The organism is Gillisia lutea (genome assembly GCF_021568705.1).
GTDB lineage: Bacteria > Bacteroidota > Bacteroidia > Flavobacteriales > Flavobacteriaceae > Gillisia > Gillisia lutea.
The window spans coordinates 402,759-416,256 of the sequence record NZ_JAKGTH010000006.1; the positions used below are offsets into that span (position 1 = coordinate 402,759).

Annotated in this window: 14 protein-coding genes; 11 read left to right on the forward strand and 3 right to left on the reverse strand. The window is 36.9% G+C overall.

The annotated features are described in order from the left end of the window. The first annotated feature begins 142 nt into the window (after window positions 1-142). From L1I30_RS01810 to L1I30_RS01835, 6 genes are all read left to right on the forward strand, one after another. Window positions 143-940, forward strand: a complete 798-nt coding sequence (locus tag L1I30_RS01810) for an MBL fold metallo-hydrolase (RefSeq protein ID WP_236132538.1) — start codon at window positions 143-145, stop codon at window positions 938-940. Window positions 941-1,063: 123 nt separating this feature from the next. Next, window positions 1,064-1,663, forward strand: coding sequence for a GNAT family N-acetyltransferase (locus L1I30_RS01815; RefSeq protein ID WP_236132539.1), 600 nt, complete (start codon window positions 1,064-1,066; stop codon window positions 1,661-1,663). 107 nt (window positions 1,664-1,770) lie between these two features. Beyond that, a complete protein-coding gene (locus L1I30_RS01820; protein WP_236132540.1) occupies window positions 1,771-2,358 on the forward strand; it encodes a HupE/UreJ family protein in 588 nt (195 codons plus the stop codon). A gap of 105 nt (window positions 2,359-2,463) precedes the next feature. Next, window positions 2,464-2,895 (forward strand): deoxycytidylate deaminase, encoded by a 432-nt coding sequence (locus L1I30_RS01825; protein WP_236132541.1) that lies wholly within the window; start codon window positions 2,464-2,466, stop codon window positions 2,893-2,895. After that, on the forward strand, window positions 2,892-4,478 hold the full coding sequence (locus tag L1I30_RS01830) for a S41 family peptidase (protein ID WP_236132542.1): 1,587 nt from the start codon (window positions 2,892-2,894) through the stop codon (window positions 4,476-4,478). The genes L1I30_RS01825 and L1I30_RS01830 overlap by 4 nt, the downstream gene beginning before the upstream one ends. Before the next feature lie 13 nt (window positions 4,479-4,491). Next, the gene (locus L1I30_RS01835; RefSeq protein ID WP_236132543.1) at window positions 4,492-4,797 is read left to right on the forward strand and encodes a hypothetical protein; all 306 of its coding nucleotides are present in this window, start codon (window positions 4,492-4,494) and stop codon (window positions 4,795-4,797) included. Here L1I30_RS01835 and L1I30_RS01840 read toward each other — a convergent pair. Genes L1I30_RS01840 through L1I30_RS01850 form a run of 3 tightly spaced genes read right to left on the reverse strand, consistent with a single transcriptional unit; the run spans window position 4,789 to window position 6,166 of the window. Further along, window positions 4,789-5,397: an FAD-dependent oxidoreductase gene (locus L1I30_RS01840; protein WP_236132544.1), complete on the reverse strand. Its 609-nt coding sequence runs from the start codon at window positions 5,395-5,397 to the stop codon at window positions 4,789-4,791. The two genes, L1I30_RS01835 and L1I30_RS01840, sit on opposite strands and share 9 nt — an antisense overlap. After that, window positions 5,397-5,594 (reverse strand): hypothetical protein, encoded by a 198-nt coding sequence (locus L1I30_RS01845; RefSeq protein WP_236132545.1) that lies wholly within the window; start codon window positions 5,592-5,594, stop codon window positions 5,397-5,399. The genes L1I30_RS01840 and L1I30_RS01845 overlap by 1 nt, the downstream gene beginning before the upstream one ends. After that, the gene (locus L1I30_RS01850; protein WP_236132546.1) at window positions 5,591-6,166 is read right to left on the reverse strand and encodes a MarC family protein; all 576 of its coding nucleotides are present in this window, start codon (window positions 6,164-6,166) and stop codon (window positions 5,591-5,593) included. The genes L1I30_RS01845 and L1I30_RS01850 overlap by 4 nt, the downstream gene beginning before the upstream one ends. 143 nt (window positions 6,167-6,309) lie before the next feature. On the opposite strand from L1I30_RS01850, the gene L1I30_RS01855 reads away from it, so the two are divergent. The 5 genes from L1I30_RS01855 to dgt all read left to right on the forward strand — a co-directional run bounded on the left by L1I30_RS01855 (window position 6,310) and on the right by dgt (window position 13,493). After that, window positions 6,310-6,879: a DUF3109 family protein gene (locus L1I30_RS01855; protein ID WP_236132547.1), complete on the forward strand. Its 570-nt coding sequence runs from the start codon at window positions 6,310-6,312 to the stop codon at window positions 6,877-6,879. 171 nt (window positions 6,880-7,050) lie between these two features. Beyond that, window positions 7,051-7,863, forward strand: a complete 813-nt coding sequence (locus L1I30_RS01860; RefSeq protein ID WP_236132548.1) for a DUF4412 domain-containing protein — start codon at window positions 7,051-7,053, stop codon at window positions 7,861-7,863. A 485-nt stretch (window positions 7,864-8,348) separates the two neighbouring features. Further along, on the forward strand, window positions 8,349-9,326 hold the full coding sequence (locus L1I30_RS01865; protein WP_236132549.1) for a ribonucleotide-diphosphate reductase subunit beta: 978 nt from the start codon (window positions 8,349-8,351) through the stop codon (window positions 9,324-9,326). A 172-nt stretch (window positions 9,327-9,498) separates the two neighbouring features. After that, a complete protein-coding gene (locus L1I30_RS01870; RefSeq protein WP_236132550.1) occupies window positions 9,499-11,946 on the forward strand; it encodes a ribonucleoside-diphosphate reductase subunit alpha in 2,448 nt (815 codons plus the stop codon). 203 nt (window positions 11,947-12,149) lie between these two features. Next, complete coding sequence (gene dgt, locus L1I30_RS01875; protein WP_236133042.1) at window positions 12,150-13,493, forward strand: dGTP triphosphohydrolase; 1,344 nt, start codon at window positions 12,150-12,152, stop codon at window positions 13,491-13,493. Window positions 13,494-13,498 lie beyond the last annotated feature (5 nt).

Below are 13,498 nucleotides of genomic sequence, written 5' to 3' on the forward strand. Positions count from 1 at the left end.
AACACACAGAATGTAGTAATCTAGACGTCTAAAATATAACCGACTGAAAATAATACTTTTAACAAAACTTTACTTTTTGTAGACAGCATTAAAAAACAAATACTCATTAACTTGGTAATTAAATTTGATAAATTATAATCCTATGAAAAAAAGCTTAATATTAATGTTTGTTTTTATTGGCCTAATTAGCTGTAAAAATGATCAAAAGAAGGAAGAAGAAACAAATCTGACCACGCAAAACAGTATTGATTCTCAAGTAGAAAAGAAGAGTGATTCTTTAGTTGTAATACCTGTTTCTCATGCTTCTTTTGCCATACAACTAAACGGAAAAACGATCTATTTCGACCCTGTGGGAGGAGCCGCAGCTTATTCCGACTTACCAGAAGCCGACCTAATTGTAATTACCGATATACATGGAGACCACATGGATTCTGCCACGTTAGACTCTATAGCGCCGGGAACAACCATCGTCGCGCCAAAAGCAGTTAAAGACAAGCTGCCTTCCAACCTACAGGGAGTTACTCAGGCTATGAGCAATGGCGATATCAATACATATTTTGATATTCAAATTGAAGCCATTCCTATGTATAACTTAAGGGAGGAAGCTAAAGAAATGCATACCAAGGGAAGAGGAAACGGCTACGTTTTAAGTTATAAAGGAAAACGTATCTATGTTTCTGGAGACACCGAAGATATTCCGGAAATGCGATCTCTTAAAGATATAGATATTGCCTTTGTTTGCATGAACCTACCCTATACTATGCCGGTAGAGTCGGCTATAGATGCGGTATTAGACTTCAAGCCTAAAAAAGTATATCCTTATCACTATAGAGGAAAAGATGGGTATAGCGATGTAGCTAAATTTAAGACCGAGGTTGAAAAAGCCAATTCTAATATAGAAGTTGAGCTTTTGAACTGGTACCCTGAAAAAGCAGAATAACATTACAATTTTAGTTATTAAAAGTTTCCTTAACTTGGAAGCTTTTTTATTTCATGACATTTTTAATGCTTAAGCTATATCCCAAGAAATGTATATTTGAAATGTACTTGCAACTATAGCTTTATGATACACCTGGATTTTGAAAAAGATTACATTTTAGAAAATGATCGGGTAAGACTCCGTCCCCTTGTTTTGGATGATATAGAGATACTTACCAATTTTTCAATAAACGAACCTGAATTATGGAAGTATTCATTGTTACCGGCAAATGGCATTGAGAATTTACAGATCTATATAAAAGCAGCTTTGGAAGCACGGGCCTCAAAGACCGCCTATCCATTCATAGTATTCGATAAAGCAACCAGGCAATATGCTGGCAGCACCAGATTTTACGACATACAGCAGCATCACCAGACCACACAGTTAGGTTTTACGTGGTATGGGAAAAAATTTCAGGGTGCCGGCCTTAATAAGAATTGCAAGTTCCTCTTACTTCAATTTGCCTTTGAAGAAATGAAGGCGTTTCGGGTTGAATTTAGAGCAGATAACACCAATAAGCGGAGTATTGCCGCCATGAAAAGCATAGGCTGTAAAGAGGAAGGTGTACTTCGGGATAATTGCGCCAGCCCAACCGGTAGAAGAGATAGTATCGTTCTCAGCATTTTAAAAGATGAATGGTTTGAATACGTGAAAACCGAGTTGATGAATAAGATTGTTATATAAAGTCCTATAGACTTTTAAGGATAAAGATTTACTCCACATATTGGGTAGTAGGCCTTTTTGTAATTTTAGGAATATATCGTACTTTCGAGGTTTATCACACCACATTTATGTCGCAATTTTGGTTATACTATAAACTAGGCCTGGAACATGTACTAGACTGGCTGGCTTATGATCATATTTTATTTTTAATTGCTCTGGTAGTCTCCTACTCCTTTTCAAGTTGGAAACGTGTACTTTGGCTAGTAACCATTTTCACAATAGGCCATACTTTAGCACTATTCTTATCGGTTTATCAAATCGTTATCGTTAAAAGTAAATGGGTAGAACTACTTATTCCGGTTACCATTTTAATTACGGCCCTATTCAACATATTAACCGCCAAAAGGAAGGAACATCATAAGAACATAGCCATTCTGTATTTTACAACGGCATTTTTTGGAATTATTCATGGGTTAGGGTTTTCCACCTATTTCAAGATGATCGCGGCTAACAGTTCAGCTAAATTTTTTCCGCTATTAGAATTCGCATTGGGAATAGAGTCTGCTCAAATAATAATTGTGTTATCTGTGCTCATTTTAGCTTTCATATGTCAGGAAATCTTTAAAATCTCCAGAAGAGATTGGATATTGGTTGTATCGGCTATCGTAATTGGAGTTATTCTCCCTATCCTTAGAGATAATTTTCTTGCTCTTTGATGTGAATATTTATTCAAAAAAATCATATCCTAATTGCAATATTATTGAATGTCAAATATTTATAAATTCACCATCTTCTCATAATCGTTAATCAAATTAGCATCTATGCCTAAAGAAAAGCAACTTAAATATGATAAGGCCTATCTTAGAATTGCACGAGAATGGGGAAACCTGTCACACTGTAAAAGGAAAAAAGTTGGTGCGCTTATTGTGAAAGATAGAATGATAATTTCCGACGGATATAATGGTACCCCCACGGGATTTGAAAATTGCTGTGAAGATGAAGAAGGATACACCAAATGGTATGTGCTTCACGCAGAAGCCAATGCCATATTAAAAGTTGCTTCCTCAACCCAATCTTGCAAAGGAGCCACGCTTTACATTACCATGTCGCCCTGCAAGGAATGTAGCAAACTAATACATCAGGCAGGAATTACGAAGGTTGTATACTATATGGATTACAAAGATAATTCCGGACTGGATTTCCTACGAAAAGCAGGAATAGAACTATATCAAGTAACAGAACTGGACAATTGAAAAACAAATCGAAAATATATCTCCCTTTATTGCTCGGACTGGCTTGCGCCGCAGGAATTCTGTTAGGTGCGAAGTTAGACTTTTCCAGTACTCAAGGGCTACTCTCCTCTAACCCCAAAAAGGAAAAACTAAGTCGGTTAATCGACTATATTGATTACGAATATGTAGATGATGTGAATACCGATAGCATCGTAGATGTTACCGTAAATCGAATTCTGGAAAACTTAGATCCACATTCCGTTTATATCCCTCAGCAAGAATATGCTACTGTTACTGAAAATATGCAGGGAGATTTTGTGGGTATAGGTGTTAGTTTTTATAACGTTAATGATACTGTTGTAGTAATTCAGGCATTAGAAGGTGGTCCCAGTGAAAAATTAGGAATTAAAGGAGGAGACAGAATTTTATATGCGAACGATGAGCAGTTATTCAATAAAAACATAAGTAACGACTCTCTTATTTCTCAGCTTAAAGGAAAAGAAGATTCAAAAGTTCATTTAAAAGTATTCAGAAAAGGAGTAAAGAACCTGCTTAATTTTAATGTAACCAGGGCAAAAGTGCCTCTTAAAAGTGTAGATGCCTCCTACATGTTATCTAAGAATTTGGGATATGTAAAAATAAATCGATTTTCCGAGACCACTTTTCAGGAATTCAAAAAAGCACTAAACAAGCTGAAAAAAGAAGGAGCTAAAGAGATTGCTATCGACTTAAGGGACAATCCCGGGGGATACCTTTCCGAAGCCATCAGTATAGTAGATGAGTTTTTAAAAGACGGGCAACTAATATTATTTACCAAAAATAAAAAAGGAGATATCGAAGAAACCTATTCTAACAGAAAAGGTTCTTTTGAAGACAGCAAACTATACGTTCTTATAAATGAGAACTCTGCCTCTGCAAGTGAGATTGTAGCAGGTGCGTTTCAGGATAATGACCGAGGGACAATTATTGGGAGAAGGTCCTACGGAAAAGGTTTGGTACAAAGAGAAATGGGATTGGGAGATGGTAGTGCTGTTAGACTTACAATTGCCCGATACTATACACCTACAGGCCGATCCATCCAAAAGTCTTACGAAATGGGCAATGAAGCCTATTTTAATGATTATGTGCGAAGGTACAAGAATGGAGAACTAGTACATGCCGATAGTATTCATGTAGCTGATTCCTTAAAATACACTACTCCCGGCGGAAAGATCGTATACGGCGGTGGAGGTATTATTCCAGACATCTTTGTTCCCAAGGATACCAATATGGAAAAGGAGAACCTCACTTATATGCTAAAGAGTGGTATTTTCAACCCATTTATCTTTCAGCAACTGGAAAAGGACAGAGCTTTCTACAATGCTTTAGCATGGGAAGAATTTCAAAAAGAAAAAATTATAACCGATCAGGTTGTCACCGAATTTCTAAGCTTTTTAAGCTCTCAAAATTACCCGGTAAAAATGACTGAATATAAGCCGCTTTTAAAAAAATATTTAAAAGCAGTAATGGCACAACAGCTTTTTGGAAATAATGAATTTCAACGAATAATTAATGAAGATGACCGAATTATTAAGAAAGTAATTGAATTATCTTCAGATAACTAGTATATTCGTCATTATGGATTCTTATAACGACTATACCGCCATATTCCTATTGCTCTCACCTCTTTTTTTTTATATAGTAGCGGTTAGTTTCAGACTTTTAGATAATAGTGCACTGCTGTTTCTTCAAAAAGAAATCCTTGTAGATTCCTCTAATGTTTCACTAAGAGCCATTAAAGAGCAAATAATCTCCTCAGCCGATTTCAAGTTTAAAAAACAACTAAAAAGAGCACTTCTTTTTAGAAAACTACATCGCGTCTTTATTATTTTAATGCTGTCTTCATTACCTATTACAATAACAACCTATTTTTTGCTATTCTAACTTATCATGAACCTGTGTTGGTAAGTTATCATTCCAAATACTGAGTATATCCAGGGCAACATTTGCACCGCTTCCGCTGGCAATTGCAAACTGACTTCTATGTCCGGCTAAGGTACCGGCAACATATAGATTTTCTACAATAAGATGATTCTCATTCTTTAGTTGTATTCTGTTCTTAGAAGCAAGGGCTCTTTGATGAGGCATAATATAAGGTTCCAAGCCTTTAATAGATAATAAATCGGTATAACCAACGGCCACTACAACCACTGCAGCTGTATAGAAATTCTTGTTTGTTTTTACTAAAAAACCGGTTTCTGCCGGCAGAATTGACAACACTTTTTCCTTAGCCATTTGCATCACCTCAGGGTATAATTGTTGCAAGTGCAAGGGTCCCTGAGAAAGAATATCCTTCCCTTTTGTACCGGGAGCCAATCCCAATACATTATTAAAAACTGCGTTTTGCAGATGAGAAGTTTTCTGATGTAATATAATTCCTACCCTCTTATTTTTCGCGTAGGATTTTTCTGAAGCCGATCCAAGAATATAGGCGCAAGACATTCCCGCAGCACCCCCACCAACAATTAATACATCAAAATCCATTATCGTTTACTTTTTCTTTCAATAGCTTTAGAAGTAAGTAAAATAAGAAGCAGGACCACAACACATGTAGCTGCCAAAACTCCAATTAATGCAATGGCACTATCACCTTGAAGCAAATTGTCAAAATCTATAACACTCACATTGTATACAATTACAACAAGCGAAAGCACAATTAAAAGGTAGATAAATATTTTCATGTAAATAAATTCTGAATATTAGTAGCAAATAATTTAACCGCAATCGCCAGTAATATTACTCCGAATATCTTGCGAATTACGTTGATTCCTTGTTTACCAAGAAAATGTTCGATTTTACCTGACGATTTCAGGACAATATATACAAAAATGATGTTTACAATAATGGCCACAATAATATTCACCGCTTCATATTCTGCTCTAAGTGACAACAGTGAAGTCATTGTTCCCGCACCGGCAATTAAAGGAAATGCTAAGGGTACTACAGCTGCTGTTTCCGGGGCATCGTCTTTATAAAGTGTTATTCCCAAGATCATTTCTAATGCTAAAAAGAAGAGAATGAACGATCCCGCAACCGCAAAGGAGTTAACATCAATTCCAATAAGGCTCAATATTTCGGCCCCTACAAACAAGAAAAGTATCATGATTATCCCGGCAACTATGGAAGCTTTTTCACTTTGTATTTTTCCGGCTTTTTTCTTGAGATCGATAATTATCGGGATACTTCCAATAATATCAATTACAGCAAATAAAATCATACTAGCCGTAGCTATTTCTCTAAAGTTCAACTTCATAATAAACCCTTTTAACAGCTGCAAAATTAAACTTTATATATAGAAGAAAAATCTTTTATTGGTATAATTTTAATGAAACTCAACTTCATAAAATAGCTTTTAAAAACTTGTATTAGATTGACTTAATTGGATATATTTGCCGCATGTTTCAAATAGGCAAAACCATCGTTTCTGAAGATATAATCCAAAAGGATTTTGTGTGCAATCTTTCTGCCTGTAAAGGCGCCTGTTGCATAGATGGAGATGCCGGAGCACCGCTAGATGCTGAAGAAACAAAGATCCTGGAAGAACTTTACCCCAAGATCAAACCTTTTTTAAGAGAAAAAGGAATTAAAGCTATAGAAGAGCAAGGCACTTTTATTACAACTGAAGATGGTGAGCTGGAAACTCCTCTTATAGAGGGAGCAGACTGTGCTTATGTAACCTTTGACAATAAAGGGACAGCCCTTTGCGGAATTGAAGAAGCCTATAATCAGGGGGAAATTTCATGGAAAAAACCTGTTTCCTGTCATTTATACCCTGTGAGAGTTCAAGATTATTCTGAATTTGCAGCAGTTAATTATCATCATTGGCACATTTGTGATGACGCCTGTTCTCTAGGAAAAGAACTACAAGTTCCGGTCTATAAATTTGTAAAGGAAGCCCTTATCAGAAAATTTGGTGAAGACTGGTATATGGAACTGGAAAAGACAGCAACCGAGATCAACAAATAGCACCTCTACACTAAACAACTGATTTTAAAACAGTTAAACCTCTATTTTAAAATTATTCGTACTTTTACTATTCCCTCGAAAATTCGAACCGGTAACTTTATCGGTATCCCCACAATTATTAAGAGCCCCAGGAACATTTTGAAGTTTTATTCACCTTTAAAATCTTTTATCATGAAAAAGACAATTTTAACAGGGGTTTTAGCAATAGCATTCATCATCCCTTCGCATGCTCAAATTTTAAAAAAACTAAAGAAAAAAGTCCAAACACAAGTAGAGAGAACTGTAGTCGATAAAGCTGCGGAAGAAACAGACAAATCTCTGGACAAGATAATGCATGTGCAACTCGAAAAAAGCGGATTTCCTATTGGAATGGAACAGGTAGATCTCTCGGAAGTTCCTCAGACATATGAATTCGATTGGAAATACGACATGAAGATCACTTCTAAAGACGGAGATGTAACCATGAATTATTTCCTAAAAAAAGATCAACCTTATTTTGGAGCTAAATTACCTAATACAGAAGAAATGTTCATGGTGATGGATCCTATCAGAAAAATTACAGTAATGTACATGGGAAGTGAAGCTAACAAAATGATTATGGCAACAAAAATTCCCGAAGGATCTTTAGAGCAAACCGAAGAGTACATTAAAAATGAAAACAAACTACAGGACATCAACATTAAAGAAATTGGCAACAAAACAATTCTTGAATTTAACTGCAAAGGCTACCAGACAGAAAATGAAGATGGCGTCTATACTTTTTATGTAACTACAGATGCCAGAATAAGCTTTCAGAATATTTTCAATACTGGCAAAGATAATATGCCGGACTCCTTCAACCCTGAATGGCTTCAAAACGGCGAGGCTTTAATGCTGCAAATGATCATGGAAGGAAAGAAGAACGCTAAAAAAAATATTACAATGACATGCATAAATCTTGAAAAGACATTTTTCAAAATAAAAAAAGCAGATTATTCCAATTAGAAAATAAATAATAGTCAACAAGACCTTAAGCTTTGACAAAAAACGCTTTTAAAATCGACAAACTACTATCACATCCTTATCTAAATTCCTACAATTTAAATATTAAATTCGGGGATATTAACAAGACAATTTTGTTAATTTTCTTAGCATTGTTTCTAAAACTTCACCCATGGTATTATTTTCATAATTTCGCCTAAAAACCCCTCCCATCTGTCAACTAATAAAAGCGCTTCATCTCTTTATTTAAAAGGGCTTAAACCCGTATTAGACATTCCAACAACCAGCTCAACAAAACCAATATATTATTTTGATAATCAACCAAGTAAATAACACGTTTAACATTTTACTAAGAATTACTTATCAACTCTCTGTTAAAAACTTTGTTGAAAAGCTTTGCTCAAATTCTTTCAAATTCTAATTGATTTTTCAATCTTTGTTATCGATAGCTTTTGAAGCTAAAATTACAACCACAAAACATCATTTTCATGGCACAACTAGAACCCATTTTACAAGAAAACAAAGACCGATTTGTAATCTTTCCAATCAAACACCACGACATATGGGATTGGTATAAAAAAATGGAAGCTAGTTTCTGGACGGCAGAAGAAATTGATCTTCATCAAGACCTTACCGACTGGAATAATAAGCTAACTGCAGATGAGCGTTATTTCATAAAACACATTCTAGCATTTTTTGCAGCTTCTGATGGAATTGTGAATGAAAACCTTGCCGAAAATTTTGTAAATGAAGTGCAATATGCAGAAGCAAAATTCTTCTACGGTTTCCAGATCATGATGGAAAACATCCATTCTGAAACCTATTCACTATTGATAGATACTTATGTGAAAGATGAAGAAGAGAAAAATCAATTATTCAAGGCAATAGAATATTTCCCGGCGATTCAAAAGAAAGCTAACTGGGCATTAAAATGGATAGAATCCGATTCTTTTGCTGAAAGATTGATAGCTTTTGCAGCGGTAGAAGGAATTTTCTTTTCCGGTGCATTTTGCTCTATCTTCTGGCTTAAAAAACGTGGATTAATGCCAGGACTTACCTTCTCTAACGAGTTGATTTCTCGTGACGAGGGAGTTCACTGTGATTTTGCTGTCCACTTACATAACAATCACTTGGTAAACCAAGTATCTAAAGAGCGTATTCGTGAGATCATCGTAGACGCTTTAAACATTGAAAGAGAATTTGTTACAGAATCTTTACCAGTAAGTCTTATTGGAATGAATGCTAAGTTAATGACAGAATATCTGGAATTTGTAGCAGACAGATTACTAGTAGAACTGAACTGTGAAAAAGAATATGGAAGTTCTAATCCATTCGATTTCATGGATATGATCAACCTCCAAGGAAAAACCAATTTCTTCGAAAAGAGAGTTGGAGAGTACCAAAAAGCAGGTGTAATGAACAAAGATAAAGACACCAATCAAATAAGTTTTGACGCAGACTTTTAGTCTAGCGCAATAACCGGCTGCCGCCGTTACCCCAAAACGGCGGTATTTGGTTACTAAATTACCCCCTATTACCAATACTCGAAGCAGTATTCACCGCTTCACACTTAAAGTCATTAAAAATATCTTGTTTATGAGATGCTTCCTTCTCATGAACTCCTAAATATATAAGCCTATGTATGTACACAAAAGAGACGGCCGCAAAGAGCCAGTGATGTTCGACAAGATCACCGCAAGAATCAGAAAACTTTGTTATGGTTTAAATGAAATAGTAGATCCTCTTAAGGTTGCCATGCGTGTAATTGAAGGTTTATATGATGGAGTAACCACAAGTGAACTGGATAATCTGGCTGCAGAAGTTTCTGCTACCATGACTACCTCCCACCCGGATTACGCTCGTTTGGCCGCAAGAATTTCGGTTTCCAACCTGCACAAGAATACCAAGAAGACCTTTTCTGAGGTAATGACAGATCTTTATGAATATGTAAACCCCAGAACCGGTAAAAAAGCTCCGTTATTGTCAGACGAAGTTTACAAAGTGATTCAGGAGAATAAAGACCTGTTAGACTCTACCATTATTTACAACCGCGATTTCAATTACGATTACTTCGGGTTCAAAACTCTGGAGCGTTCGTATTTATTGAAACTGAACGGTAATATTGCAGAGCGCCCTCAGCATATGTTGATGCGAGTTTCGATAGGTATTCATATAGATGATATTGAAGCAGCCATAGAAACCTATGAGCTGATGTCTAAAAAATATTTCACTCACGCCACTCCTACTTTATTCAATTCAGGAACTCCAAAACCACAAATGTCGTCTTGCTTCCTGTTAACTATGAAGGATGATAGTATCGATGGGATTTACGATACACTAAAGCAAACTGCTAAGATCTCTCAATCTGCAGGAGGAATTGGCTTATCTATTCATAATGTACGCGCAACAGGATCGTACATATCGGGAACGAACGGAACTTCTAACGGAGTTGTACCTATGCTTCGTGTATTCAACGATACCGCACGTTATGTAGATCAAGGAGGAGGTAAAAGAAAAGGTTCTTTTGCAATGTATGTAGAGCCTTGGCATGCCGATATTTTCGATTTCCTGGACCTTAAAAAGAACCATGGAAAAGAAGAAATGCGTGCTCGTGACCTATTTTATGCCATGTGGATCCCGGATCTATTCATGAAACGTGTAGAAGAGGATTCTACCTGGACACTTATGTGCCCTAATGAATGCCCTGGACTTTTCAACGTTCACGGAGAAGAATTCGAAGAACTATACCACAAATACGAATCTGAAGGAAAAGGCAGAAAGACCATCAAAGCCCGTGAATTATGGGAAAAGATCTTAGAATCTCAAATTGAGACAGGAACGCCTTACATGCTTTATAAGGATTCTGCCAATAGAAAATCAAATCAAAAGAATTTAGGGACCATCCGTTCTTCCAATCTTTGTACCGAGATCATGGAATACACGAGTCCCGATGAAGTTGCAGTTTGTAACCTTGCATCCATTGCTTTGCCAATGTTTGTAAAAGGGAACGAATTCGACCATAAAGAACTTTATAAGATCACCAAAAGGGTTATTAAAAACCTTAACAAGGTGATAGATAGAAATTACTATCCGGTAAAAGAAGCTGAAAATTCCAATATGCGCCACCGTCCGGTAGGACTTGGAGTACAAGGACTTGCAGACACTTTTATCAAACTAAGATTACCATTTACCTGTGATGAGGCTCAAACCTTGAATCAGGAGATCTTCGAAACCCTTTACTATGCTTCTGTTACGGCCTCTATGGAGCTTGCAAAAGAAGAAGGACCTTATTCAACTTACGAAGGTTCTCCAATGAGTAAAGGTGAATTCCAGCACAATATGTGGGGAATAAAAGATGATGAATTAAGTGGTCGTTGGGATTGGGAGAAACTTCGCCAGCAAGTGCTTAAAAATGGAGTTCGTAACTCCTTATTAATGGCACCAATGCCTACAGCTTCCACTTCTCAAATTTTAGGGAACAACGAGGCCTTCGAACCTTATACATCTAATATCTATACACGTAGAGTACTTTCAGGAGAGTTTATTGTAGTGAACAAACATCTTTTAGAAGATCTTGTTTCTCGTAATCTTTGGACAGAAGAAGTGAAAGATGCTATTCTTAGAGCTAATGGATCTGTTCAAAACATCGATATTATCCCACAAGATCTAAAAGAACTTTACAAGACCGTTTGGGAATTAAGCATGAAAGACATCATCGATATGTCCAGACATCGCGGATATTTCATAGACCAGTCGCAATCGCTTAACCTATTCATGGAAAATGCTAATTTCGGAAAACTTACTTCTATGCATTTCTATGCCTGGAAAAGCGGACTGAAAACAGGAATGTATTATCTAAGAACCAAGAGTGCGGTAGATGCTATTAAATTCACGCTTAAAAAAGAGGTTAAAAAAGAACAACCGGCTGAAGCCTATGCAGGTGTTGCAGAAGTACAACCAACTCCACAGGCTGCACCAATAAAAATGGATGCAGAAAGCAGTTCGCTCTCGCCTGAAGAATTGCGCGCCCTAATTGCGCAATCTAAAGAAGCAGAAGGTGACGATTGCCTAATGTGTGGGTCTTAAAAATTTTATCCCCAACTAATTTTAGTTAACTAAAAAAGGAAGTGGCACACAGCTTACTTCCTTTTTTTTATTTTTGAATGATGGATCTATTTTGGGCGTTCCCCTTTGGGGCGGGCTCTCGCGACTCGCTTTTAAAAACCCCTAAATGGTTTTTAAAGAGCTCAAGCAAATCGCTCCATCCCTAACGCAAGTAACACGATATGATGAACTGGGAACAACTCCTTTCCTTAAAACGATATGGAGACAAGAATAAACGACTTAGAAAAGAACAAAACGAAACCCGATTAGGCTTTGAAGTAGATTACGACAGGATTATCTTCTCCTCAGCCTTTAGAAGTCTACAAGATAAAACACAGGTCATCCCGCTTTCAAAAACCGATTTTGTGCATACGCGCCTTACTCATAGTTTGGAAGTATCGGTGGTGGGAAGGTCGTTAGGAAGACTTGCAGGACAAAAAATCCTTGAAAAGCACCCACATTTAAAAACCATTCACGGGTATCAAATGAATGATTTTGGAGCCATTGTGGCCGCTGCAGCCCTTGCCCACGATATTGGAAATCCGCCCTTTGGCCATTCGGGAGAAAAAGCTATAGGAGAGTACTTTAGCATTGGTAATGGGAAACGCTTTAAAGAACAGCTAACCCCTGCCCAATATCAAGATCTCATCAAGTTTGAAGGAAATGCCAATGGCTTCAAGATTTTAACAGAGAATCGCCCGGGGATTTCCGGCGGACTCCGTTTATCGTTTGCCACCTTAGGCGCTTTCATGAAATATCCAAAAGAATCGCTTCCTCACAAACCCACAAGAAATATTGGAGATAAGAAGTTCGGTTTTTTTCAGAATGAAAAAGACATCTTTGAAGATATTGCTGCAGAACTAGGCTTAAAGCAAGTACGCTCTGGTGACCATATCGCCTATTCAAGACATCCTTTAGCTTTTCTTGTAGAGGCCGCTGATGATATTTGCTATACCATTATCGATTTTGAAGACGGCATCAATCTGGGGCTTATAAATGAAGAATACGCTCTTGAATACCTCATCAAACTGGTAAAGAACAGCATTAATACCGCTAAATATAATTCCCTTACCAATACTGCCGACAGGTTAAGCTACTTACGAGCTTTAGCCATAAACACCCTGATTACTGAGGCAGTAGAATTATTCTTACACAATGAAGAAGCTATCCTTGCAGGCGAGTTCCATGAATCTTTATTCGATAAAAGCAGCTATGAAGCTCAAATAAAAGATATCATAAAAATAAGTGTAGAGCGAATCTACCAAAGTGAAGAGGTTATCGATAAAGAGATCGCGGGTTATAAAATGTTGTCACATTTGCTGGACACCTACACCCATGCCTTCCTTCCAGAAGGCGATCTGCCCGATTCCAACTTTAACATACTGGTAAAAAGATCGGCTCCTAAACTGAACATTCCCGAAGAACAATCGGTATACCAGACATTGCTTCAAATATGCTCTTACACCGCTTCTCTTACCGACGGAATTACCGTTGCTTCTTTTGAAAAATATAAAGGACTGAGGTTATAATTCAA

Excerpts from the sequence above, each read along its gene's own strand:
- L1I30_RS01815 (WP_236132539.1), top strand. The coding sequence starts at position 1,064 with ATGATACACCTGGATTTTGAAAAAGATTACATTTTAGAAAATGATCGG.
- L1I30_RS01865 (WP_236132549.1), top strand. The coding sequence starts at position 8,349 with ATGGCACAACTAGAACCCATTTTACAAGAAAACAAAGACCGATTTGTA.
- L1I30_RS01825 (WP_236132541.1), top strand. The coding sequence starts at position 2,464 with ATGCCTAAAGAAAAGCAACTTAAATATGATAAGGCCTATCTTAGAATT.
- dgt (WP_236133042.1), top strand. The coding sequence starts at position 12,150 with ATGAACTGGGAACAACTCCTTTCCTTAAAACGATATGGAGACAAGAAT.
- L1I30_RS01850 (WP_236132546.1), bottom strand. The coding sequence starts at position 6,166 with ATGAAGTTGAACTTTAGAGAAATAGCTACGGCTAGTATGATTTTATTT.
- L1I30_RS01820 (WP_236132540.1), top strand. The coding sequence starts at position 1,771 with ATGTCGCAATTTTGGTTATACTATAAACTAGGCCTGGAACATGTACTA.
- L1I30_RS01840 (WP_236132544.1), bottom strand. The coding sequence starts at position 5,397 with ATGGATTTTGATGTATTAATTGTTGGTGGGGGTGCTGCGGGAATGTCT.
- L1I30_RS01870 (WP_236132550.1), top strand. The coding sequence starts at position 9,499 with ATGTATGTACACAAAAGAGACGGCCGCAAAGAGCCAGTGATGTTCGAC.
- L1I30_RS01860 (WP_236132548.1), top strand. The coding sequence starts at position 7,051 with ATGAAAAAGACAATTTTAACAGGGGTTTTAGCAATAGCATTCATCATC.
- L1I30_RS01845 (WP_236132545.1), bottom strand. The coding sequence starts at position 5,594 with ATGAAAATATTTATCTACCTTTTAATTGTGCTTTCGCTTGTTGTAATT.
- L1I30_RS01810 (WP_236132538.1), top strand. The coding sequence starts at position 143 with ATGAAAAAAAGCTTAATATTAATGTTTGTTTTTATTGGCCTAATTAGC.
- L1I30_RS01855 (WP_236132547.1), top strand. The coding sequence starts at position 6,310 with ATGTTTCAAATAGGCAAAACCATCGTTTCTGAAGATATAATCCAAAAG.
- L1I30_RS01835 (WP_236132543.1), top strand. The coding sequence starts at position 4,492 with ATGGATTCTTATAACGACTATACCGCCATATTCCTATTGCTCTCACCT.